Source organism: Paenibacillus sp. ACRRY (assembly GCF_022346995.1).
In the GTDB taxonomy this organism is placed as follows: domain Bacteria; phylum Bacillota; class Bacilli; order Paenibacillales; family Paenibacillaceae; genus Paenibacillus.
The window spans coordinates 1,475,205-1,499,407 of sequence record NZ_JAKRNM010000001.1 but is presented as its reverse complement, the minus strand read 5'-3'; the positions used below and the strand labels follow the sequence as shown (position 1 = coordinate 1,499,407).

The following is a 24,203-nucleotide window of genomic DNA, read 5'->3' as shown; positions in this document are numbered from 1 at the left end:
GCTCGCCTGAGAGAGCTCCGTTCTATAGTAGTTTAAGGCCAAATTTTAACCGATTCATGCATATAAGGCAAATATGGCGTTGAGTTGTGCAGGTTATAACGATTATAATATACAGGAATGAAGTCTATATAGAAAAGGTGTCATGAATGAGCATATTAAATGTGGAAAAATTAAGTCACGGTTTTGGTGACCGTGCTATCTTTAACGACGTATCTTTCCGCCTGTTGAAAGGCGAACACATTGGACTGATCGGGGCCAATGGTGAAGGTAAATCCACCTTCATGAACATTATTACTGGCAAGCTCCAGCCCGATGAGGGCAAAGTCGAGTGGTCCAAACGCATGCGCGTTGGATATCTCGATCAGCATGCCGTGCTGAACAAGGGACAATCCATTCGTGATATCCTGCGCAGTGCGTTCCAATACCTGTTCGACATGGAGCAGGAAATGAACGAGATGTATGGCAAGATGGGAGACGTTACTCCTGAGGAACTGGAACAGCTGCTTGAGGATGTCGGAACCATCCAGGATACTCTGACCAACCAGGACTTTTACATGATTGATGCAAAAGTGGACGAGACTGCACGCGGTCTGGGTCTGACGGATATCGGTCTCGATAAGGACGTTAATGATCTGAGCGGTGGTCAACGGACCAAAGTACTGCTCGCCAAGCTGTTGCTTGAAAAGCCGGATATTCTGCTCCTCGACGAGCCGACGAACTATCTGGATGAACAGCATATCGAATGGCTGAAGCGTTATTTGCAAGAGTATGAGAATGCATTTATTCTGATCTCGCATGATATTCCATTCCTGAACAGTGTCATTAACTTGATCTACCACATGGAAAATCAGGATCTGACCCGTTACGTGGGCGATTATGATCACTTCCAGGAAGTTTATGAAATGAAAAAGCAGCAGCTGGAATCAGCCTACAAGCGTCAGCAGCAGGAAATTGCGGATCTGAAGGATTTTGTCGCACGTAATAAGGCTAGTGTGGCGACACGCAACATGGCAATGTCCAGACAGAAGAAACTCGACAAAATGGATGTAATTGAACTCGCCAAGGAGAAGCCGAAGCCACAGTTCAACTTCCGTGATGCCAGAACATCCGGCAAGCTTATTTTTGAAACCAAAGGGCTGGTGATCGGGTACAACGAGCCATTGTCCAGACCGCTGGATCTGCGTATGGAGCGTGGTCAGAAGATTGCACTCGTGGGTGCAAACGGAATCGGTAAAACCACTCTGATGCGCAGCATTTTGGGTGAAATTCCTGCCTTGGAAGGAACAGTTCAGCGCGGGGAGCATCTGGAGATCGGGTACTTCCAGCAGGAGATGAAGGATGCGAACTACAATACCTGTATCGAAGAGATCTGGCAGGAGTTCCCGTCATATACACAATTCGAGGTTCGTGCTGCACTTGCGAAATGTGGTCTGACCACGAAACACATTGAGAGTAAGGTTGCTGTGCTGAGTGGTGGAGAAAAGGCTAAAGTGCGTCTGTGCAAACTGATCAACAACGAAACCAACCTGCTTGTACTCGATGAGCCTACGAACCATCTGGACGTGGATGCCAAGGATGAGCTGAAACGTGCGCTCAAAGCCTACAAAGGCAGCATTCTGTTGATCTCGCATGAACCTGAATTCTATCGTGATGTTGTGACGGAAACTTGGAACTGTGAATCGTGGACAACCAAAGTATTCTAAATTGATGTCGAAATGAAAAAGGTGAGATTTGTCGCAATTAGAGAATGCTCCGTTCTGGCCCTGGCCTGAATGGTGTCGAATAAGCGGAATTGCGAACAAGCTCGAACCAATGATCAAGAACACGTATTTTGCTTGCGGAAGCGGGCAGAATGCGTGTTTTTTTGCGTTGTTCCGCGAAAAATGTTCGAGCTGTGATGTGGTTGACAGCGTCAATAAGGCGATAATATAATGCGAGAAAGCACTTACATTCACATGACATAAGCAACCTGTTTCACTACTTAAGGCAAAGAAGACACGGTAATCCGTATTGGGATCATTGCTCTTAACAGGGGAGACAGGTCTTTTTTTGCGCTCGAATGAAACCGATTTCATTAAACGAAGGAGGTGAAACGCCTTACCACGCGCTGGATACACAGATAATGCTGATTAACAGTACCGTGTGATCAAGACCATGCTTTCATTTTCCGAGGCAAAGGAGAGAATGGATATTGGATAAACTCAGAAAACCGTTGATATTCATGTTATCTGCTACTCTCGTGTTATCTTCCGGACCTTTGATGCTGCCAGGCAAGACATATGCTGATCCTTACAGCATGCCTGGTACACTGCTGCAGGACGATTTTTCCGATGGAGATTACTCGGCATCACCCGCATGGAACGTAAGCTCAGGTCTGTGGGAGGTAACCTCAGATCCTACAGACGCATCGAACCAGACGCTTTTTCAGAGCGATACCGGGGAAGGCATCATCTCCACGGGCGACATCATGTCCGACATGACGGTGTCCATGCGCTTTTACACGGGAGATGGTCAGGGATATCCGGGAATGCTGCCGCGGTTTCAGGATAAAAGCAATTTTTATTATTTTCAAATGCAGGTTCCAGCCAATAAACTCGTCTTCTCCAAGCGGGTGAATGGAGTGGATACCACCTTAAAGTCGGTGGATTATTCTTTTGCCAAACATACATGGTATACCCTGAAAATAGTACTGTCAGGTGATTCCATTCGCGGGTACATCGTCGAAAACGGAGCAAATCGGTTGGTATTCGATCTGATTGATACTACATACGGTGCGGGCAGCCTCGGCATACGAAATCGCTGGCAATCCGTTCATGCAGATGACGTAGCCATCGCCGAGCCGCCGCCGGGAAACGATACTGTACTCTCAGCCAACGGTCAGACGTCATCTTCGGTCTCGCTGCAATGGACCGAGACAGCAGGCGCGACCAGCTATCGCCTGTATCGTTCCACCTCGCCTGAAGGTGGATATTCCCTGGTCACGGATACCGCATCACTGGGTTACGTAGACGATGGTTTAATCACCGATACGGTGTATTATTACAAGCTCGCTTACGAATACGGGGGAATGACAGAATCTTTATGGTCGGCACCGCTTGAGGTTCGGACGGCAGCTACCTCACCTCAGGCTCCAGGTGATTTGAAGGCCCAAGCCCTTAATACTTCAAGCGTGAAATTGTCTTGGCCAGCTGTGGATAAGGCAACCGGCTACCGCATCGATCGATCGTTAGCGGGCAATGAGCAATATGAGCAGGTGTACGAAGGCCAGGCACTCACTTACACGGACCAAGGTCTTGTGTCCGGCCAAAGCTACAGCTATCGCGTAACGGCGTATAACGCCGCCGGAGAATCCGAATATGCAGCTGCAGAGGTGACAACGTACCTAATGGATTCCCCCGCCGAATTTACCGTTTCGGCTGTGACTGATACGTCGATTACTCTCGGGTGGAATCCGCTGCCTGGTTCCGAAGTGACGTATTCCGTATCCAGGGCCACCAGTGCAGGCGGTACGTATCAGGAGGTATATAGCGGTGGCGGTAACACATTTAACGATGACGGCCTGACGATGGGCACAGGATATTATTATATTCTTCAGGCAACTGTGGAAGGGGTTCCTTCTCCTGCATCGGCACCGCTCAGCGCTGCCACAATTCGCACGAGTTTTACACCGGGCCAGTTATGGCCTGACCTGGGTGGTAAACCTATCGACGCACATGGGGCGGGCTTTTTCTACGATGAGCAGACCGAAAAGTACTATTGGTATGGGGAGTATCATACAGGAGGATGGCCAGCCGTTGGGGTCCGTGCGTATTCATCGACAGATCTGCTGAACTGGACGGATGAAGGCATGGCACTCACGATGATACAATCCATGGATGATTTCGAGAATGATCCGCTGATTTCCAAGTTGTATGCAGGGCGTGAAGATAGGGTAAACATTTGGGCAGATATCCGTAGAGGGCGAATTATTGAACGTCCGAAGGTGATCTATAACGACAAAACGAAAAAGTACGTCATGTGGGCTCACATGGATGGAGATAAGGATCCATACAACGATAGTGCCAATTACGGAAAAGCACAGGCTGGTTATGCCATTAGCGATTCGCCAACAGGGCCGTTCGTTTACCAGAAGAGCTACCGAATGGACAGAGCTCCGGAAGGGGAGAAAGATTACTTCCCAAGTGATCGGGGCATGGCACGTGACATGACTTTATTCAAGGACGACGATGGTACGGCATACCTGATCTATTCCAGTGAGGAAAATTTGACCTTGTATATTTCCAAACTGAACGAAGATTACAGCGATGTGACAGGTTGGCATAAGCAAGGTCTAACGGATGAGAATGGCAATCCGGTGCGCGATGCTACGTATCAGGCGGAATACGGCGTTGACTACGTCAGAGTATTCCCGGGTGGACAACGCGAAGCACCCGCTATGTTCAAGTATCAGGGCAAATATTACATTTTGACCTCCGGTGCATCAGGATGGTCACCGAACGAAAACAAGGTAACCGTGGCGGACAACATTTTTGGTCCATGGTCCACGATGACGAATCCGTTTATACGTACGCTGCCGAGCGATCCTGATCCAGGCAAGGCGTTCGGCACGCAGACTACATCAGTCATTCCTGTTGACCCGGAAAAAGGGAAATTCATTTACGTGGGGGATACGTGGAACGGCGGAAACTTCTCAAATGACGGGGCTAAATACGTATTCTTGCCGATTGAGTTTGGCATGGGCTCCGACATTGCAATTCGATGGTACGACAGCTGGACACCTGATTTGCTGAATTCAATGGGCAAGGTGGACATCGCCGATCCGCTGCCTGAAGCCGTACCTCTGGGGAAAGTGCCTTCTCTGCCAACAACGGTTAACGTGCGTGATGGAGGATCGCTTGTCCCAACACCAGCAGTATGGACGGTGGATAACCGGGCGATGACAGCAGGGGATTTTGCCAAACCGGGACCGGTCACGCTGCAGGTAACGACACCGGAGTACGGCAACAAGAAACAGGCGGTCCGTGTATATGTCGTACCGGAGAATGCACTCTATTTTGTGAACAGCGGAGGCTATGAAACGGCTGATTACAAACTAATGGGTGAATATATGAAAGGTTCGCTTGCCAATCCGGGAACGGCTGACCAGCTGTATGCACCGGCGGAAGGACGTAATTGGGGTTATGTTAGTACTGATGCATTGCCATCCGGTTCAGCTGGCGGGGATATTTACTCCACCGTGCGCTATTTGAACGGCGGCAATGTGAGCAATTCGCCCAAGGGCAGCGACCTAACCTATACCTTTGAAGTGCCGAATGGAACTTATGATGTGTACGCAGGTTTCAACGATCCGTGGACCAATACGTCCCGCAGAGCAAACTTCCTGATCAACGGCAATAACACGGGTCCGGTGACGTATACACCTGCTAATGTCAGAGCTCATACAGGTATTGCCGTTACAGAGAATAAGCTTGAACTGACGGTGCGCAATACGGCATCACAGGACCCGCTGATCAGCTGGATCGTCATTGCCAAACCGGATGGACTACCACCGATGGACAACACGGCCGGACTGGATGCCGATATATCGGATGCGAAGAGCGCTAAGCTTCGCTGGGATGCTCAGCTAGGTGGGGCAAGTTACAAGCTCTACCGTTCGAACAAGGAACAGGGTGAGTATACTATCGTTTACAGTGGTAGTCTGCGGGAATACATCGACAGCGGGTTGCGTCTTGGCACCGATTACTATTACAAAGTGGAGGCCTTTGATGCCTCGGGGCGTACCATTCGTGGTGTATCCTCTGCTTATCTAATGCGTACCGCTGAAGAGACCGCTGCTGATGTGGCTGCACGCCTTACAACATTAGAGCAGCCTTCTGCAGGTGCCAAGCAGTTAAAACTGCCGGTTGTACCGCAAGGTTTTACAGTAAAGATCGCTGCCAGCTCGTTACCATCCGTCATTCAAACCGATGGAACAATCGTGCCGCCAACCAAGGAAACTGCGGTGACATTGGAACTGGAGGTTACTCGAACCTCGGATGACAGCAAAGCCATGACCCAGCCGTTAACGGTGTACGTACCAGCGTATACGCCTTCCCCGGGTGGATCCGGATCCGATGGTTCAGGTGGAAATTCTAACGGAGGCTCGAGCAATTCCGGAGGACAACCGGGGTCTGGTACTCCGACACCAGGGAATGCTTCGCCAAAACCTGGACCACAAAAAGATCGCTCCATTCTTGAGTTAGAAGGGGTGGTAGATAAGGATGGGATTGTGCAGACGAAAGTGGATGCTTCTGTAATCAAAGAAGCCCTCCAAGTTGCACCTCCTACAGGTAAGGGTATCCGTCAGGTTGAACTTCGGCAGAAACCACTCTCAGGGGCAAGCACTTATGAAGTGTCTCTGCCAGCCTCGGCGTTGGCGGATCAAGGCGAATCGCATGTGTTCCAGCTCGTTACGGAACTGGGAACACTAGAACTTCCTGCGACGCTGTCAACAGAAGACTTGGCAGGCCACGAACTGGCTAAGGTGCGATTCATCCGCATGGAACTGCCAAAAACAGTCGCCGATCAACTCGGTACGCAGTATGGAGTACGCCTTGAACTCGTTTTGGATGGCGATGCTTGGCCAGAAACACATGAGCTGAAGCTTCACCTGCCTTACCGAACGTTGCAAGGTGTAGAGCGAGATAGAATCGTAGCGTTCGCGTTGAATGCGAACCATGTGGCGACCCCGTTGTCGCAAAGCCGTTACGATCAAGAGAAGAGGGAAGTAGCATTCTCCGTGGTGTCGGCAGCAGGAAATTATGCAGCCGTATCTGTGCAGCAGGAATTCACAGATATTACCGATGTGCCATGGGCCAAGAATGCATTGGAGGCACTGGCTGTCCGCGGCGTCTTGGATGCAGCTGAAAACGGCAGCGAACGTCAATTACATCCGAAACAAGAGATGACGCGTGGTCAGTACGTGCAGTGGCTGATTACGGCACTCAGCTTAAATGGTACATCTGGTATTCCGTTCTCGGATGTCAGCTCTAACGCTTCTTATTACGAAGCAGTTAATGCCGCTCGCTCACTTGGCATTACTGGCGGCATGGGAGATGGGCGCTTTAAGCCTGAAGCCACCATCACCCGTCAGGAAATGATGACGCTGACGGTAAGAGCGCTGGAGGTGGCAGGGCTGGTCGAACCCGAATCGGCTTCCACAGATAGCCTTACTCGTTTCCGCGACGCTTCTGCAATCCGTCCATATGCCCGGGATAGTGTGGCCATTCTAGTGGATCTGGGCATCGTTAGCGGTTACAACGGCGAGGTCAAGCCGCTTGCCGAAGCAACCCGTGCTGAATCGGCTGCGCTTGTGTACGCAATGATGGACAAATTGGTCTGGCCAAACTGACGAAAACAAACTAGCGAACAAAAGGAAAAGTAGGCTTACTAAGACCTGGATTGAAGGTCTTAGTAAGCCTTTTTTGCATGACCATAAATGGAGTTGGTTCGTACATATTGTTCCTTTATCAGCGAAACTGATAAATGTTATAAAATCATTGAAATTGACCCCCAACACCCGGTGTGTTAGGTTCTAGAGAGTAGAAATAAATTTGATCATTTTAGTAGGAATTAAAATTGAAGCAATGCGCGAGGTGGCAAATGGTGGAACTTCAAGTGACAAACAGCCCTTTTAATCAGGAACAGGTTGAGCTGCTCAACCGTCTTATTCCTACACTGAACGATGCACAAAAGACTTGGCTTAGCGGATATTTAACAGCTATTCAGGGGATCGCAGCCGTAGCGGCCGGAACAGGTGCTGCATCAAACGTACAAGCGGAAGCGGTATCGGCTGTCAGTGTACCTCCGGCTTCCAGGGAAGTAACGGTACTTTACGGATCCCAAACGGGAAATTCCAGCGGATTATCCAAGAAGCTGGCTAAGAAACTGGAAGAGCAAGGTCTTCAGGTGACGTTATCAGCCATGGGAGATTTCAAACCGAACGGACTGAAAAAAATTGAGAATCTTCTCATTGTTGTCAGTACTCACGGTGAAGGCGAGCCGCCAGATAATGCGATTCCACTTCATGAGTTCCTGAACAGCAAACGTGCTCCGAAGCTTGATGGATTAAAATATTCCGTGCTGGCGCTGGGAGATACGTCGTATGAATTCTTCTGCCAGACTGGCAAAGATTTCGACCTTCGTCTGCAGGAGCTTGGTGGTACGCCAATTGTTCCTCGTGTAGACTGTGATGTTGATTTTGACGAAGCGGCAGCGGAATGGATGAATGACGTTCTTGCCTCCCTTAGCAGCACGCCAGCGACTGCGGGTACCATCTCTAGCGAAGCTGTCGTCGCTGCGGTGAGTGGCGGGGAATCCGAGTATAATCGGACCAATCCATTCAAGGCAGAAGTGCTGGAGAATCTTAATCTGAACGGCAGGGGATCAGACCGGGAGACTCGTCATATCGAATTGTCTCTGGAAGGCTCCAATCTGGACTACGAACCGGGAGACAGCCTGGGCGTATTCCCGGAAAATCATCCTCGTCTGGTAGATGAGCTGATTGCAGCCATGGGATGGAATGCCGATGAACGTGTAACGGTGAACAAATCCGGTGAGCAGGTATCGGTATATGAAGCATTGCTGCACTATTTCGAAATTACGTCTGTCACCAAACCGGTAGCTCAGGAGCTTGCAAAACTAAGTCCTGACAGCGGACTTGCAAATTTGCTCGCGAATGACGCCGAGTTCCGCAATGTTATGAACAGCTGCGATCTGCTGGATCTGGTACAGGATTATAATCTGAAGGGCATACCGGCTGGAGAATTTGTTGCCGTTCTTCGTAAAATCCCTGCACGTTTATACTCCATCGCCAGCAGTTCGAAGTCATTCCCGGATGAAGTACATCTCACGGTGCGTACAGTACGTTACGAAGCGCGCGGAAGAGAGCGTTACGGGGTATGCTCGGTTCATCTGGCAGAGCGTATTGAGACAGGAGACAGCCTGCCCGTATACATTCAGCATAATCCGAACTTCAAATTGCCGGAGAACCCGGATGCCCCAATCATCATGATTGGACCGGGAACGGGAGTAGCCCCATTCAGATCGTTCCTGGGTGAGCGTGAAGAAACGGGAGCGGAGGGCAAAACGTGGCTGTTTTACGGGGACCAACATTTCCTCACGGATTTCCTTTATCAAACCGAATGGCAGCGCTGGCTCAAAGACGGCGTGCTCACCAAGATGGACGTGGCCTTCTCTCGGGATACGGAGCATAAGGTATATGTGCAGCACCGGATGCTGGAGAACAGCAAAGAGCTGTATCAATGGCTTCAGGAAGGCGCAGTCATCTATGTGTGTGGTGATGAGAAAAAGATGGCTCATGATGTTCATGGCGCACTTGCTACCATTCTTGAACAAGAGGGCGGTTTGACTTCTGAGCAGGCATCAGAGTATCTGACTAGGTTGCAACAGGAAAAACGTTATCAGCGGGACGTGTATTAATTCGGAAATACCGGATGAAGGCACCCGCAGAGACGAGAGGAGAAAGCAGCATGGCTTATAATAACTTATTAAATCCGCAGCGCGCTAACAGTGATGTGGAAGATATAAAGATCAAAAGTGATTACTTGCGCGGCAGTCTCACCGAAACATTGGCGGACCGTATTAGCGGTTCCATTCCGGAGGATGACAACCGGCTGATGAAGCATCACGGGAGCTATATGCAGGATGACCGTGATCTGCGCAACGAACGAAACAAGTCGAAGCTTGAGCCTGCTTACCAGTTCATGCTGCGTGTACGAGCTTCTGGCGGAATTGTAACTCCTGAGCAATGGCTCATGATGGACCGAGTAGCCCATAAATATGCGAACGGAACCATTCGTTTGACTACACGTCAGTCTTTCCAGCTTCATGGTGTATTGAAATGGGATCTCAAAAACACGATTCGTGAAGTGAACGATTCCCTGCTGAGCACACTTGCGGCATGTGGAGACGTGAACCGGAACGTAATGTGTAATCCGAACCCGAATCAGTCCGATGTGCATGCAGAAGTATATGAGTGGGCATGTCAGGTGAGCAACCACCTGGATCCGCGTACTCGGGCTTATCATGAGTTGTGGCTGGACGGGGAGAAAGTGATCGATACCGGAGCGAGTGACGAGGAAGTGGAACCAATCTACGGTAAAGTATATTTGCCGCGGAAGTTCAAGATCGGGATTGCGGTTCCTCCATCGAATGATGTCGATGTATTTTCACAGGATCTAGGGTTTATCGCTATCGTGGAGAACGGCAAGCTGCAGGGATTCAACGTGTCGGTAGGCGGCGGAATGGGGATGTCGCATGGTGATCCGAAGACGTATCCACAAGTGTCCAAAGTCATCGGCTTCTGTACACCCGAGCAAATGATTGATGTTGCGGAGAAAACGGTCACGATTCAGCGGGACTATGGAGATCGTGCAGTACGCAAGCACGCACGCTTCAAATATACCATTGATGACCGCGGGCTCGCCTGGTTCGTGGAGGAATTGACGAATCGCTTGGGGTGGAGCTTGGAAGCAGCACGTGCTTACCATTTTGATCATAACGGAGATCGTTACGGCTGGGTCAAAGGCAGCAATGGCAGATGGCATTATACGTTGTTTATCCAAAATGGACGGGTAAAAGATATCGACGGCTACCCGCTTATGACCGGATTGCGTGAAATTGCCAAGATTCATAGCGGCGATTTCCGGCTGACAGCCAACCAAAACCTGATTATCGGGGACATTAGCAGTCAGAAGAAGAAAAAAATTGAAGCGTTGATTCAGCAGTATAATCTTACGGATGGGGCTCATTATTCTGCACTGCGCCGAAACTCCATGGCGTGTGTGGCACTTCCTACATGTGGTCTTGCCATGGCGGAGTCCGAACGGTATCTGCCGTCCCTGATCGACAAGCTGGAACCCGTTCTGGATGAAGCAGGGCTGAGAGACGAAGAGATCGTCATTCGTATGACTGGATGCCCTAATGGGTGTGCGCGCCCAATGCTCGCCGAGGTTTCATTTATCGGGAAGGCTCCCGGCAAATACAATATGTATCTGGGTGGCAGCTTTACTGGTCATCGCCTGAACAAGCTCTATAAAGAAAACATTGGTGAAGCAGAGATCCTGAATACGTTGACTCCGATGGTGCATCAGTTTGCGAGAGAACGTCATGAAGGGGAACATTTCGGTGATTTTGTTATTCGTGCCGGTTATGTGCCTGAAGTGCTGGACGGCCAGCAGTTTCATGCCTGATTGAATTGCGTTCGTTAGAAGAGCATTCCTGTGGGAATGCTCTTTGTGCTAGATTCGTTGATTGATCTGGTAAATGGCGAGGCTCGTCATACTATAGGAACTGAAGTATATTTGGGTGAGAGCGAGAAGGTTAATGAAAGGGCAAATGACGTTTCAGGCTGCATCTGACGACCGTTTGCTATGAAACATTACCATTATTTCGTCATACTGAACTTGTTGAAGCAGTCTCAACAAGATATAATAACTAGGTAGAATGCAGATTACATGTTGAAAGTGAGCGGAAACGATATGGGTCGTAAGTGGAATAATATTAAGGAAAAAAAAGCTTCAAAAGATGCAAATACAAGCCGGGTTTATGCCAAGTTCGGCGTTGAGATTTATGTAGCTGCCAAGAAGGGTGAACCAGACCCGGAGGCAAACCGTGCGCTGAAAGTCGTGCTGGAACGTGCGAAAACGTATAATGTACCAAAAGCGATTATTGATCGCGCGATGGAAAAGGCTAAAGGCAGCGGGGATGAGAACTATGAAGAGCTGCGTTATGAAGGCTTCGGACCAAATGGTGCGATGGTCATCGTGGATGCACTCACCAACAATGTGAACCGGACAGCTCCTGAAGTTCGTTCCGCGTTTAACAAAAACGGCGGAAACATGGGCGTCAGCGGTTCGGTTGCTTACATGTTTGATCCAACTGCGGTCATCGGTGTAGAAGGCAAAAACTCCGAAGAAGTGCTGGAAATCCTGCTTGAAGCAGACGTGGATGTGCGGGATATCGTGGATGAGGATGAATCCGTGATCGTATACGCAGAGCCAGACCAATTCCACGCCGTACAGGAAGCTTTCAAAGCTGCTGGTGTTACCGAGTTCACTGTAGCCGAGCTGACAATGCTGGCGCAAAACCATATTGAACTTCCCGAGGATGCACAGGCTCAATTCGAAAAATTGATTGATGCCCTGGAAGATCTGGAAGATGTTCAGCAAGTGTACCACAACGTAGAGTTTGTATAAGACTTCATGCATATGCTTGTGTCTATAAGAAAAAGAGTGTCCAGTCCATCTTGATGATGGCAGGACACTCTTTTTCTGCATGTGTAATTAAGAGTTGGACCGCAGAGCTCTACGGGGTTTCTCCGCTGTATTACTTTTACTGCCGCCAAATTTGAACACGACAATTCCTCCCACAATTACAAGTACGCCGAGAAGCTGATTCCAGGAGAAGGGGATCTTCTCCAGTCCGAGCCAGCCCATCGAATCAAACAACAGGGCAAAACTCAGTTGGGAGGTCAGGACAATGGATATGGCAAAGGTAGGTCCGAGCAGCTTCATTCCCTGAACGAGACAGAATACGACGCCTACACCGATAGCACCACTTACCCAGTACCATGGCTGCATATGCTGGAAGCTGAACGTGTTTTTGCCTTCCACCAGCAGTGAAATCAGGAAAGAGGCAATAAATCCGGTGAAAAGAACCATCGTTGTCGTGGACCATGACCCGGTCTTTTCATTGACTTTACTATTAAAAACGGTTTGCAGACTGACGAGTGAACCTGCAAGTAATGCGAGCAATATACCCGTAACAATCATGAGCTGTAATCTCCTTATTCATAGATGTTGTGACCTGCAATTTGACGCAAACCGGCTCGATCCTTAATTTGAATAAATCCTTGATTGCGTTCAATGAACCCGTCCGTACATAGCTTCTGAATGACCCGGTTTAGATGCCGGTAGCTTGTACCGATCAGATTGGAAATGTCGGTCAGATTAAACGAATCCAAACCCTCATGTTCCACGGCACCTGCCTCCTCGGTGGAGATGGACAGCAGGTAGCTGGCTAACCTCACTTCAACCGGGTACATCAGGTTGAAGCTCGAAAAGTTCGAATCAATGTAGAACTTATGAGAAATGATCTTTAGCAAAAATTTCAGCAAAGGGGCATAGTCACCTGCATGTTCAGCCAGTTGCTGGTAGTGGATACGCAGCATGACGACAGGCGTGACAGCCTGCACGGTATTAATGATATGGCTTTCCCGGACATACTCCACGTCCCCAACAACTTCAAGTGGTGTTTTGAAGCAGAGCACGAGAGTTTTGTCCTGGGCGGACGTGGTAAAAATCTTGATTTTGCCTCCCACCAGCACATATAAGTATTCGGATGCTTCACCCTGGCGGCAGATCAATTCACATTTTTCAAAATGACATACGGTCATCGATGGACGCAGGGGCTCGGGAAATACCGTTTCGAGCTGGTACTGCTTCAAGTAGTGCAACAATTGGTGTTCATCATGGACTTCTTCCATATAGTACTTCGCCCCCGACCTGTTCTTGTGCAAACTAAAAAGAAACCTACAGTTTCATAATAACAACACCCGTAATCATGAGTGCTATGCCTAGAAATTGCGGAAGCTTCATCTTCTGCTTCACTACACCAAACCACCCGTTACTGTCGACCAGAAAAGTCAGGAACAGCTGTGCAATCAGCAGGGCGGAGATCGTGAAGGTTACCCCAATTTGTTGAATGGCAGATACTTCGCTGAAAATAATAACTGCACCGAAGGCACCTCCGGCGAGATATAGCGGTTTGACTTGTTTTAATCCCTGAAGATTGACATCACGGACAAAAAGCAAAATGATGGCTGCCAAGATAAAGCCGGTAAACTGTGTAATGGTGGCGGCTTGCCATGTACCCATGTCCGTACTAATCCGTGTGTTGGCCACACCTTGCAGCGTAATGCAGGCACCGCCAAGTAATGCAAAAATAATTCCTTTCATGCTGTACGCTCCTTATCACTGTGTTACTTCGACTTCTATTAAATGATAGAAGTGCCCCAATCGCCAAGGACAAATGTCCTGAACTCCAAAACCATAGCAATCAGCGTACAACATTGGAGTACAAAAATCCATATGTGAGCGAAGTGGAGGTTGTACAATCTAAACATAATCAGACAGCACCTAAGAATTTTTTTGATGAAAACTAGAAGAGGCCCTCTTCGCAGAGGGCGGCGATTAATCCAAAATCAATTAAAGCACGTTATATACAGGCTGTTCTCCAACAAAGGTTACAGGCAATTCAGGGTAAGCTTGATCAAGCTTCGTGGCAAGGAGTTTCATCCCGGAAGACTCACTTTCGGCATGTCCCATCATGATAAGGGCTTGCTGCCTGCCTTGCTGTACAGCATCACGTATGTATTCCGGTGTTTCCCATTCGAATCCCTCGCCTGCGATAATCAGGTTCAAGCGTTCGTTATGTAGTAGGGGGATGGTTAGATTCCCATTACCGCGAAAGCCGACCAAAACGGCTGCACGCTGGCAAGTCATCTCCAAGTTACCAGCAACACGCACATATTCAATCTGAAGTGTATGTTTGATATGTTCTGCAATTTGCTGAACCGTCATACCCGTATCAAAAGATAGAATATCTGCTTCCGGCTTCCTTTGCTCGAGGAAGGCTGTCCATCCCAATGCTTGAACTAAACCTTCGGTGATGCCGTCGGGTTGAACTTGGTGAATGGAATCATGGCAGCGATAAATGGCAATTCCGGCTTCATCAATGAGGTTACGCTTTGTCTGATAGACAGGATTTTCGGTTAGCCAATCGGTATGACTATGGTGGTTATAGAAGGGGGGCTCATGGGCGATGATCAGGTTGGCTCCCTGTTGTACTGCACGTTCAATGACCTGCTGAGTGGGCATGAATGCAACAACGATACCAGTGACGAGCTGATCCATCGATCCGCTAATTAACTGATCCACGGTGTTATCCCGCAATTCAACATGAGCAGTCAAATGATCGATAATTTCTTGAACGCTTACCTCCATGAATATGTACCTCCAATGACAGAATATATCCTTAGTGTATCATTCTTATGAAATGACAGCATTAACCATTGTAGACTTGCTACGAAATAAGGGGTGGTCCATTTCATTGCTAGATTGACCAATGTCAATAGTGGATATAAATTAATGGTGGCTCCCGGTAAACATAATCTCCGGGGCCTTTTTACCTCGTGATACAAGGATAATAGACTATACATACGAGGCGAACGTACATTAACAACCTTATATAACGTCTCAAAGGTAACGGTGCGGGGTACAAGTAGTTTTCTTCTGTGAGAAAAAGTATACTTACATAGAATCTTTATCTGGATTAAGTAGGCATCCATTACAACCTGCATTGAACATGTGGTTCTCGTTTGGGTTTTAATTTTGATAAAGGAAGTAGAGAAAGGTGTGATTACATGACTGCCAGTACCATTATGGAACGTCTGAAGAGTGAGACAGCTCACTATCACAGACAAGTGGAACAGAACGACTATGCGAAGGCTATTATGAATCAAACCGTGAGCTTAGAAGAGTATAAGGAATATTTAGAGAAATTTTATGGTTTCTTAAAACCATTGGAAGAACATGCTCTGGAGCAGCCGTTTTGGGAGAATACTGGACTTGATTACGGGATCCGGGGCAAAGCCATTTTGCTTGAAAACGACCTGCGTCATTTAGGCTCCAGTGATGACGATATCAAGCAGCTGCCAAGATGTGAGGAATTGCCGGATATATCTTCGCCAGCACGATTGTTTGGGTATCTGTACGTCATTGAAGGGTCTACTAACGGAGGCCAAATCATTACCAAACGTCTTTCACAGTTTTTGCCGATTGAAGCGGATCGCGGACTAGAATATTTCAACGCTTATGGTTCCGAAACCAGAACAAAATGGGCTGAATTCATGGAGCAGCTGGTTCAATTCGCTCACAGCGAGGAAGAACAAGACGTCATGGTCCATACTGCATCGGAAACATTCCGGTTACTTGACCAATGGATTAATACCAAATGAAATATATAAACTTGTAATGTAATTAGCGAATACTTGCAATGAAAGAATCCTTTTAATTTTATATATTGGGGATATCGTGAGAGGGTTTTTTTCAGGCCATGGCCGAATCGAAGTCCAGGAAAGATAATAATCTGCTGAACCGTACGCTGCTTCATCAAGGTACGTACACCAATGATCCCATAGATCTTAACAATTGTGATAAAGAACCGATTCATATCCCCGGCTTCATTCAGCCTCATGGTGTGCTTTTGGCTGTGAATACCCATAATGTCCCCACAATTGTACAATGCAGTCAGAATACAGAAGAGCTTCTCGGCATTAAAACTGATAAAGTGCTTGGTCTGCCTCTCGAAAATCTGATTGGCAGAGAGAGTCTTCACCAGATCCTTGCACGCAGCTTCAGTGCCTCTGTAACCTCAGATCTGCAATATATGGATCTCACGATCAATATCGGTGGACATGATCAGGTGTTCACGTCGGTGATCCATGAGAGCGAAGGTCTGCTCATACTGGAGATGGAGCCTTACAATGAGAGCAGAACGATGGAAGGTAATGATTTTGAGTGGATCTCACGCTTTTTTGGACGGATTAAGAGCACGGACAGCCGAATTGAGGCCAGTCAGATTGCAGCTGAGCAAGTGAAGGAAATGCTTGGTTATGACCGAGTCATGATTTACGAATTTGACGAACAATGGAATGGAAAGGTCATTGCCGAAGCGCGTGAGGAACAGCTTGAACCATTTCTAGGACATCACTACCCGGCATCGGATATTCCTAAACAAGCGCGTGAATTGTATTTGCGGAACTGGCTGCGTACCATCGTTAATGTCAATTACCAGCCTGTAGAGATTATCCCTACACTGCAGCCCTTGACGGGTAGACCACTGAATCTGAGTCTTTCGGTCCTGCGCAGTGTATCACCACTGCATATTGAATATTTACAGAATATGGGCGTTGGTGCGACAGTAACGATCTCTCTGATTCATGACAATCAACTGTGGGGCTTGATTACATGCCATCATTACTCTGCCAGATATGTACCTCATCGTGTGCGAAACTTATGCAACTTCCTCGGCGCATTTTTCTCCAGTGAATTGTTCCAGCGTCAACAGCTGGATGAATATCAGGCAGAGATCAGGTCGCGGGAAGCCGCCTCCCGGATTTCGAGCATATTTATCGGGAATACCAGCCCTGCCAGAATTCTGGAAGAGCTTCAGAGTGAAGAACAGACGTTACTTGGTCTCATGAGTGCTTCCGGGGCTGCTATTTGCTATCAGGACAAGTTAATGTTGTATGGCGATACACCGACACGTGAACAAGTACGTGAGCTTTCAGCTTGGCTAGCGGGTAAATCAGAGGACTACGGTTACCATACGTCCAAGCTGAGTTTGGAGTACGGACCTGCGTCTGCCTACAAGGACAAAGTGTCTGGCGTAATCTATGTTGCGATTTCCCCCGGGCAGCATCATTATATGATCTGGTTCCGGCCTGAGGTCATTCAGCTTGTCGATTGGGCAGGCGACCCTGCCAAAGCAGTAATAAAGACCGATGACGGGATGCGACTCTCTCCGCGTAAATCGTTTGAAAAATGGAGAGAGGTTGTACAATCGACCTCCTATCCATGGACAACAAAAGAGCTGAATGTGCTGCCTTTGCTCAAAAGCATTGTGCGTCGTCAAACGGAAAATCAGCTGGTTCAGGCCGAAGAACAGGCACTGCAAAATGCTCGTATTTTGCGGCAAAATGAACAACGCTATTTGCAGCTGATGGAGTTCTCACCTGTAGCCTTCTTTACGTTGACGGATGGCAAAATTATATACTGCAATAACCGGGCAGCTGAACTGCTGGGATATGAAAACTCCAAACTTCTGAATGGCATGGACTTCAGCCAATTCGTACCTGATAATGCAAGAGCCATCTTGCAGCAAAATCTGGAGGAGCTCAAATGGGATGATACACGTTTGTACACGAATCAATCCTATTTCACAACAGCTGCAGGAGCTTCCCTGCTCCTGGAAGTTACACTTGCTTCGGTTACGCACGCAGGCAAACCTTCCGTCATGGTCGTTCTGAACAGCGGAGTATCCAACCACGATCAGGAACGTTATACAGAGACAACCAATCAACTGCAAAACTATCTTAATACAGATCCATTAACGGAGATGCCGATTCAATCCATATTTAAATCTCAGCTTCAGGAAGATTGGGATGAGTGTTTGCAAGAAAAATGCAGTCTGGGACTGCTGATTATTGATATCGACGATTTCCGATCCTACAATGCTACCTACGGTCTTCAGGGCGGAGATCTCTGCCTGCAGTGGATAGGCGAAGTGCTGGCTGTCGTTAGTGAGCAGAATGAAGCGTTGATCTCCCGCCTCCGAGGAGGCACATTTATGCTTAAGCTTAAGGGCACGACGTCAGAGCAGGCTGACCGGCTTGCAGAAGAGATCAGACAACATGTGCTTGCTCTTCAAATTCAGCGGGATCCGTCCAGCCCGGATGAAGTCGTTACCGTCAGTGTGGGCGGTGCTGTCATGGTACCTGAAGAGAGTCTGGCAGTGTCTGATTTAATTGAAAAGGCAACGCAGGCTCTGCTTCAATCCAAGAGTGAAGGGAAAAATCGGATCACCATGGTCTGATATCCCATCACGGATTACAAATTCATTTATTAAGGCAGTTGATCAATTATAGGGTGGCGTTTGAACTGGAGATCAGTTTAAGCGCCATTCTTTCTTTTTTTGAAAAATGCATTCTCATCGCCATTGTCACAGGACAAGTGCTATAATGATGGATATGGATACACTTGTTCGTATTAGGTATTATGGAGGATGGTGAAACAGTTTCAATGAAAGACCATTCAAGACAGTTGGAATTTATGGAGATCGATCTGACCGAAGAACCAGAAGCTTCGGCTGTTCCGGTGCCTGAACGTTCAACCATTCCCCACAGGCAATTTCATTCAAGCCAGACTGGCGGTAGCATATTGTCTTCGGAGAAGCGATTCGTGGAAGAGGCGCGGCAGCTTGAAGAAGCCGAGGGAGAACCTGCTCCGTTTGTTCCTTTTATGAGCTACTGGCCGACTTATGGTGTCATGAACGAGTCCCAGCGCGAGTGGTACTTGTACTGGAGGTCGGAAGTGAGGCAAAGACGTTTCCCGGATACAGATCTGTCCTACGTATTCGTTCATACGTATGAATTGATTAACGGCGTAGGGTGGAGAGATCCTCAAGCGGGTTTCGATCAACTGAAACAGTTATGGATACATTACCGTGTACGGAATCCGCAGCTGGACATGTATATGCAGGAATGGCTCGTGGATTACACGCTGGTTCATCAACTGGACATGCCGTTGTCCGAGATTCTCGACATTTCAAGCGGATATCTTCCCGCTGAGATACAGGATATGGAGATGCAGCGGATTTTGCAGAATCGAATCTCCGATGTTTCGTTGAATTTGCTGCGTCGATATTATGACTATGACATCACGCTCAGCAAATTTTATAGGGATGGCGGCCAGGAAGTGCTGGAAGAGTTTATCCCCAAGGTTATGGTGCTCGTAGATTCCTATCTTCTACGAACACGTCAGGAAGGGATCGCGAACCAGTTTATACAGGGTAAGCCGAGAACAACGGAGCGGGTGCTCTTTCGCAAAGCGGTATATGACGATACCCTTTATGGGAAAACGGTTCCCTTATCCTATGTTCCGGTTGGAGAGAATTCGGATTTTGTTCAGTTGGTTACACGCATCTTTCGCTGTACCGAAAACAAATGCCGGGAACTGCTCGGATTCAGAGGCCGATTGCGCGGAAAGACTCTTGAACCTGAACTCGCAGGCTTGATCGAACGTTATTTGGACAAGGTATATGCTGCTAAACAAGCAGAAGCCGCCGAGAAACCAATGATTCGAATTGATCCGGAGAAACTGACGTCATTACAGCAGGAGAGCGAATATGTCCGCCAGGCTTTAACGATTGAGGAAGATGTCGACCAGGCAAAGGAAGCGGCTCCCTTCGAACATCAGGCGTTACCTGAACCTGCTAAAGTCATCGCAACAAGTGCTACGTCAGTCCGTTTGCAGTGGGAGGAAGAAAGTGCCGGGGATTTGGATGAGGATTGGCTCCACTTGGCGGATCAGCTTGCTCCTCAGCATGTGCTGGCCATTTATGCTCTGCTCGGCGAGAAGCCAGATACTGAACTGAACCGTGTGGCTGAACAATATGGAACCATGCCTGCACTTCTGCTGGATGAAATTAATGATCTTGCCATGGAAACCATTGGCGACCTGCTGATCGAAAGTGACCGGATAGTTTCTGAATATATGAATGTATTTGAACATGTGAAGAGGTGAGAGGACAGTGACAGAACTAAAAATACCGAAACGGCTGACCACCGCACTGGTGAATTCATTGACAGCGGGAGTTGTGCCGCGAATTGGACTGGAGCAGATTGCCGTCGGCCGCAAACCCGAAGTGGACGCGATATTGCGTGATCTGGATAACATTGCCGAAGGCGGAGCCGCGTTCAAGCTGATTACAGGAAGGTACGGTAGCGGAAAAAGCTTTCTCTTACAAATGATTCGCAATTATGCGATGGACCGGGAGTTCGTTGTAGCAGACGCAGACTTGTCCCCAGAGCGAAGATTGGTAGGGACCAAAGGTCAGGGACTCGCAACGTACCGTGAACTAATGACCCGTCTGTCCACGCGCACACGCCCGGATGGCGGAGCACTTGAACCGATCCTGCAGAAGTGGATTGCTGCCTTACAGCAGCAAACGATGCAGAACCAGGGTTTGAGACCTGATGATCCTGCCCTGCCGTTAGAAGTGGAGAAGCAGATTTACGAGGTCACGAACGAAATGCAGAACCTGGTGCACGGCTTTGATTTTGCCAAAGTGCTTGCTTCGTACTGGAACGGATACAAGCTGGGAGATGATGATCGCAAACAGGCTGCGCTTCGCTGGCTCAGAGGGGAGTATGCCACCAAGACGGAAGCCAAGAAGGAACTTGCTGTCGGCGTGATCATTGATGATGACAATTGGTATGATTATTTCAAATTATGGTCGGAGTTTACGGCGCGTATTGGTTATAAAGGATTGCTGCTCTTTGTCGATGAAGCGGTGAATCTGTACAAGATTACAAATAGCATCTCCCGGCAAAGCAATTATGAGAAATTGCTGACCATGTTCAATGACACGATGCAGGGCAAGGCAGAGCACCTCGGCATCTTTGTTGGCGGTACGCCGCAATTTGTGGAGGATGAGAGACGCGGATTGTTTAGTTATGAGGCGCTTCGTTCCAGACTGATTGATGGTCGGTATGCAGCGAGAGAATACGCGAATTACACAGGACCTATCCTGAAGCTGGCGATGTTATCCCATGAAGAGATTCTCATCCTGTTGCAGAAGCTGCGTCAGATTCATGCCCTTCATTTTGGTTACCAGGCCAGCTTGACGGATGAAGATCTGGTTGATTTCATGCAAACTGCGGTGAACCGTCTTGGGGCGGATGAGCTGCTAACGACCCGTGAAGTAGTGCGAGATTTTATGGATGTACTGCATACGCTCCACCAGAATCCGGAAGTGACTTATGCCCAATTGCTTGGTGAGCGGGCAGCAGCGCCACAGGATGGAGGAAAAGGAACGACAGCATCAACTGCTCCGGATGAGATGGACGATTTTCTGGCGGAATTTGAATTATGAGCGATAATTCTTTTTACAGACTGGCGCCTTTTGTCCAGGAATTTATTTATAAAAAAAGATGGGATTCGCTCCGCCCTGCACAGATTGAGGCTTGTCATATTTGCTTCGATACTCCGCATCATATGCTGATCGCGGCAGGAACGGCTTCAGGCAAGACGGAAGCAGCTTTTTTTCCTGCACTGACCGAGTTGTATGAACGTCCTTCCAAATCGGTGGGCATTCTGTATATCGGGCCACTTAAGGCACTGATTAATGATCAATTTGAGCGCCTGAAGGATCTGTTATCCGAGGGCAACATACCGGTGTGGCACTGGCACGGGGATGTACCTCAAGCGGAAAAAACACGTTTGGTGCGCAATCCGTCCGGCGTGCTCCAGATTACACCGGAATCGCTCGAGGGTTTGCTCATGAACCGTCCCAATGCCATACCAGCGCTGTTTCATGATTTGCGGTACGTTATTATTGACGAGGTCCATGCATTCATGGGAGCAGATCGGGGCATTCAGGTATTGAGTGAACTGGCCCGGATTGAGCGGATGGCTGGCTGCAGACCCCGCAGAGTGGGACTATCCGCGACGCTGAGTGATTATGAGGCAGCAACTTCTTGGCTGGCAGCAGGAACGCAGGAAGCGGTAGATGTCGTGTCTTCTCCAGGCGGCCGCAAGTTGCGCTTGCGGGTGGAGCATTTCTCTTTTCCTGATGCCCGGGATGAGGAGCAGGCCGAACATCTGCACAACGCACGCAAAGCCTATTACGATTTCATCTATGAGAGTACACATCGCAAAAAGGCGCTAATCTTCACCAACAGCCGGACGGATGCCGAAGTGACCATTCTTGAAATGAGAAGGGTCGCTGCACGGCGAGAAGAAAGGGATGTGTTTCATGTGCATCATGGAAGCATATCGGCCATGCTTCGGGAAGAGACGGAAGCGGCCCTGCGGACCGGGTTGGGGCCTGCAGTAGCTGCGGCTACGGTAACATTGGAACTGGGGATCGACCTCGGTGAGTTGGAACGGGTTGTGCAGTTAGGTGCTCCTTACAGCGCATCGAGTTTTGTCCAGCGTCTGGGGAGGTCAGGAAGACGGGATGACATGGCTTCAGAAATGTTATTCGTTTGTCCGGAAGAAGAGGATGAAGAAGCGCAGCTTCCAGCTCGCATGCCATGGACGCTGCTTCGTGCCATTGCAGTCATAGAACTGTATGTGAAGACCAAATGGGTCGAACCGCTTGAGGCTCGCCAAATGCCAATGGGTGTTCTCTACCATCAGACGATGAGCATGCTGAAAAGCATGGGGGAGGCAGAGCCACGCGAACTCGCGTATGCCGTGCTGTCTCTTGCGCCGTTCAGTCAGATCCGGGCCGATCAGTACCAGACGTTCTTAAATTATCTGATTGAAACCGATCATCTGCAGTGGACCGAAGAACAGACATTAATCATTGGGCTCACTGGCGAGAAAACGGTGAATAATTATCGCTTTTATGCTGTTTTCAAAGATGATGAGGAACACAAGGTGCTGAATGGTTCAGAGGAAATCGGTTCGATTACGACAGTTCCACCGCCCGGCTATTGCTTCTCGCTTGCAGGAAAGCTGTGGAAAGTGGAAGAAGTGGGTCATAAACACAAAGCCGTATATGTGAAGGCGGCCAAAGGCAAAGTGGACACCCTATGGCTTGGAGCGGGGGGTGACATTCATACGCTGGTCATTCAGAAAATGCGTGAAGTTCTGTCGGATTCAGTGATCTATCCTTATCTGTCTCCACAAGCGGTGAATCGCTTGGAGCGTGCACGCCGGTTGGCACGGGAGAGCGGATTGCTGAAGCAGGTGGTTATTCCGGCTGGCGGTGATTCCCTGTACGTTCTCCCCTGGGTGGGAAGCAAATCATTTCGAACACTGGAACGGTTGATGAAGCATAATCTGTCTGATCGATTTGCGCTGCGTTCTGTCGTACCTATGGAGCCTTATTATTTTGTCGTCTCTGGTAAAGTGGATGCACGGACACTTCTGGCAGAGATTATGAGTGAATGCCGAACCGTTGAGGATGCTTCAGGACTGCTGGCGGAAGACGAGGCCCCGTATCTAGGCAAATACGATGAATTTGTGGCGCCGCCATTGATCCGGGAAGCTTATGCCGTGGACGGCTTGGATCTGCAAGGTTTACAGGAGGGGTTGGAACAAACGCTGGCTTGGGAATCTCCTGAATGAGATAACGCCGTGAATGATATCGTTCGATACCCCCTAGCTGGCCAATTTCATTTTTCAATGAATGATGGGGTTGACACCATCTCACCTGCCATGTAATATATGAAAAGTCGTCACATACGTAACATCACAAAAGCATACTTCATTTCGTATAACCTCGCAGGCCAAAAGTGTACACAGGGCGAGGGTCTCTACGGGAAGCCTATACTTCCTAACTACGATGCC

General features: G+C 48.7%; 14 protein-coding genes. 10 read left to right on the top strand and 4 right to left on the bottom strand.

The features are described 5' to 3' along the window. Positions 1-146 precede the first annotated feature (146 nt). From MH144_RS06295 to MH144_RS06275, 5 genes are all read left to right on the top strand, one after another. Positions 147-1,703: an ABC-F family ATP-binding cassette domain-containing protein gene (locus MH144_RS06295; protein WP_095287476.1), complete on the top strand. Its 1,557-nt coding sequence runs from the start codon at positions 147-149 to the stop codon at positions 1,701-1,703. Positions 1,704-2,191: 488 nt separating this feature from the next. Next, the gene (locus MH144_RS06290) at positions 2,192-7,390 is read left to right on the top strand and encodes an S-layer homology domain-containing protein (protein ID WP_239298453.1); all 5,199 of its coding nucleotides are present in this window, start codon (positions 2,192-2,194) and stop codon (positions 7,388-7,390) included. Between the two features lie 254 nt (positions 7,391-7,644). Then, the gene (locus MH144_RS06285) at positions 7,645-9,480 is read left to right on the top strand and encodes an assimilatory sulfite reductase (NADPH) flavoprotein subunit (protein ID WP_239298451.1); all 1,836 of its coding nucleotides are present in this window, start codon (positions 7,645-7,647) and stop codon (positions 9,478-9,480) included. 50 nt (positions 9,481-9,530) lie between these two features. After that, positions 9,531-11,252, top strand: a complete 1,722-nt coding sequence (gene cysI / locus MH144_RS06280; protein WP_239298449.1) for an assimilatory sulfite reductase (NADPH) hemoprotein subunit — start codon at positions 9,531-9,533, stop codon at positions 11,250-11,252. Between the two features lie 288 nt (positions 11,253-11,540). After that, positions 11,541-12,257: a YebC/PmpR family DNA-binding transcriptional regulator gene (locus MH144_RS06275; RefSeq protein ID WP_095287765.1), complete on the top strand. Its 717-nt coding sequence runs from the start codon at positions 11,541-11,543 to the stop codon at positions 12,255-12,257. 87 nt (positions 12,258-12,344) lie between these two features. On the opposite strand, the gene MH144_RS06270 is transcribed toward MH144_RS06275, so the two are convergent. The 4 genes from MH144_RS06270 to MH144_RS06255 all read right to left on the bottom strand — a co-directional run bounded on the left by MH144_RS06270 (position 12,345) and on the right by MH144_RS06255 (position 15,065). Next, a complete protein-coding gene (locus tag MH144_RS06270) occupies positions 12,345-12,830 on the bottom strand; it encodes a DMT family transporter (RefSeq protein WP_239299279.1) in 486 nt (161 codons plus the stop codon). 17 nt (positions 12,831-12,847) lie between these two features. Next, the gene (locus tag MH144_RS06265) at positions 12,848-13,546 is read right to left on the bottom strand and encodes a Crp/Fnr family transcriptional regulator (RefSeq protein ID WP_239298447.1); all 699 of its coding nucleotides are present in this window, start codon (positions 13,544-13,546) and stop codon (positions 12,848-12,850) included. A 46-nt stretch (positions 13,547-13,592) separates the two neighbouring features. Continuing rightward, entirely contained in the window at positions 13,593-14,018 is a 426-nt protein-coding gene (locus MH144_RS06260) for a DMT family transporter (RefSeq protein WP_239298445.1), read from the bottom strand. 249 nt (positions 14,019-14,267) lie between these two features. Next, a complete protein-coding gene (locus tag MH144_RS06255; protein WP_239298443.1) occupies positions 14,268-15,065 on the bottom strand; it encodes a Nif3-like dinuclear metal center hexameric protein in 798 nt (265 codons plus the stop codon). A 419-nt stretch (positions 15,066-15,484) separates the two neighbouring features. Between MH144_RS06255 and MH144_RS06250 the strand changes: the two genes are divergently transcribed. The 5 genes from MH144_RS06250 (at position 15,485) to MH144_RS06230 (ending at position 23,981) form a co-directional block, all read left to right on the top strand. Next, the gene (locus tag MH144_RS06250) at positions 15,485-16,078 is read left to right on the top strand and encodes a biliverdin-producing heme oxygenase (protein ID WP_239298441.1); all 594 of its coding nucleotides are present in this window, start codon (positions 15,485-15,487) and stop codon (positions 16,076-16,078) included. A gap of 98 nt (positions 16,079-16,176) precedes the next feature. Then, complete coding sequence (locus MH144_RS06245; protein WP_239298439.1) at positions 16,177-18,717, top strand: diguanylate cyclase domain-containing protein; 2,541 nt, start codon at positions 16,177-16,179, stop codon at positions 18,715-18,717. Between the two features lie 206 nt (positions 18,718-18,923). Beyond that, entirely contained in the window at positions 18,924-20,426 is a 1,503-nt protein-coding gene (locus tag MH144_RS06240; protein ID WP_239298437.1) for a TerB N-terminal domain-containing protein, read from the top strand. Between the two features lie 7 nt (positions 20,427-20,433). Next, complete coding sequence (locus MH144_RS06235) at positions 20,434-21,777, top strand: ATP-binding protein (RefSeq protein WP_239298435.1); 1,344 nt, start codon at positions 20,434-20,436, stop codon at positions 21,775-21,777. Continuing rightward, positions 21,774-23,981: a DEAD/DEAH box helicase gene (locus MH144_RS06230; RefSeq protein ID WP_239298433.1), complete on the top strand. Its 2,208-nt coding sequence runs from the start codon at positions 21,774-21,776 to the stop codon at positions 23,979-23,981. The genes MH144_RS06235 and MH144_RS06230 overlap by 4 nt, the downstream gene beginning before the upstream one ends. Positions 23,982-24,203 lie beyond the last annotated feature (222 nt).

Excerpts from the sequence above, each read along its gene's own strand:
- MH144_RS06295 (WP_095287476.1), top strand. The coding sequence starts at position 147 with ATGAGCATATTAAATGTGGAAAAATTAAGTCACGGTTTTGGTGACCGT.
- cysI (WP_239298449.1), top strand. The coding sequence starts at position 9,531 with ATGGCTTATAATAACTTATTAAATCCGCAGCGCGCTAACAGTGATGTG.
- MH144_RS06275 (WP_095287765.1), top strand. The coding sequence starts at position 11,541 with ATGGGTCGTAAGTGGAATAATATTAAGGAAAAAAAAGCTTCAAAAGAT.
- MH144_RS06265 (WP_239298447.1), bottom strand. The coding sequence starts at position 13,546 with ATGGAAGAAGTCCATGATGAACACCAATTGTTGCACTACTTGAAGCAG.
- MH144_RS06260 (WP_239298445.1), bottom strand. The coding sequence starts at position 14,018 with ATGAAAGGAATTATTTTTGCATTACTTGGCGGTGCCTGCATTACGCTG.
- MH144_RS06255 (WP_239298443.1), bottom strand. The coding sequence starts at position 15,065 with ATGGAGGTAAGCGTTCAAGAAATTATCGATCATTTGACTGCTCATGTT.
- MH144_RS06250 (WP_239298441.1), top strand. The coding sequence starts at position 15,485 with ATGACTGCCAGTACCATTATGGAACGTCTGAAGAGTGAGACAGCTCAC.
- MH144_RS06245 (WP_239298439.1), top strand. The coding sequence starts at position 16,177 with ATGGCCGAATCGAAGTCCAGGAAAGATAATAATCTGCTGAACCGTACG.
- MH144_RS06240 (WP_239298437.1), top strand. The coding sequence starts at position 18,924 with ATGAAAGACCATTCAAGACAGTTGGAATTTATGGAGATCGATCTGACC.
- MH144_RS06230 (WP_239298433.1), top strand. The coding sequence starts at position 21,774 with ATGAGCGATAATTCTTTTTACAGACTGGCGCCTTTTGTCCAGGAATTT.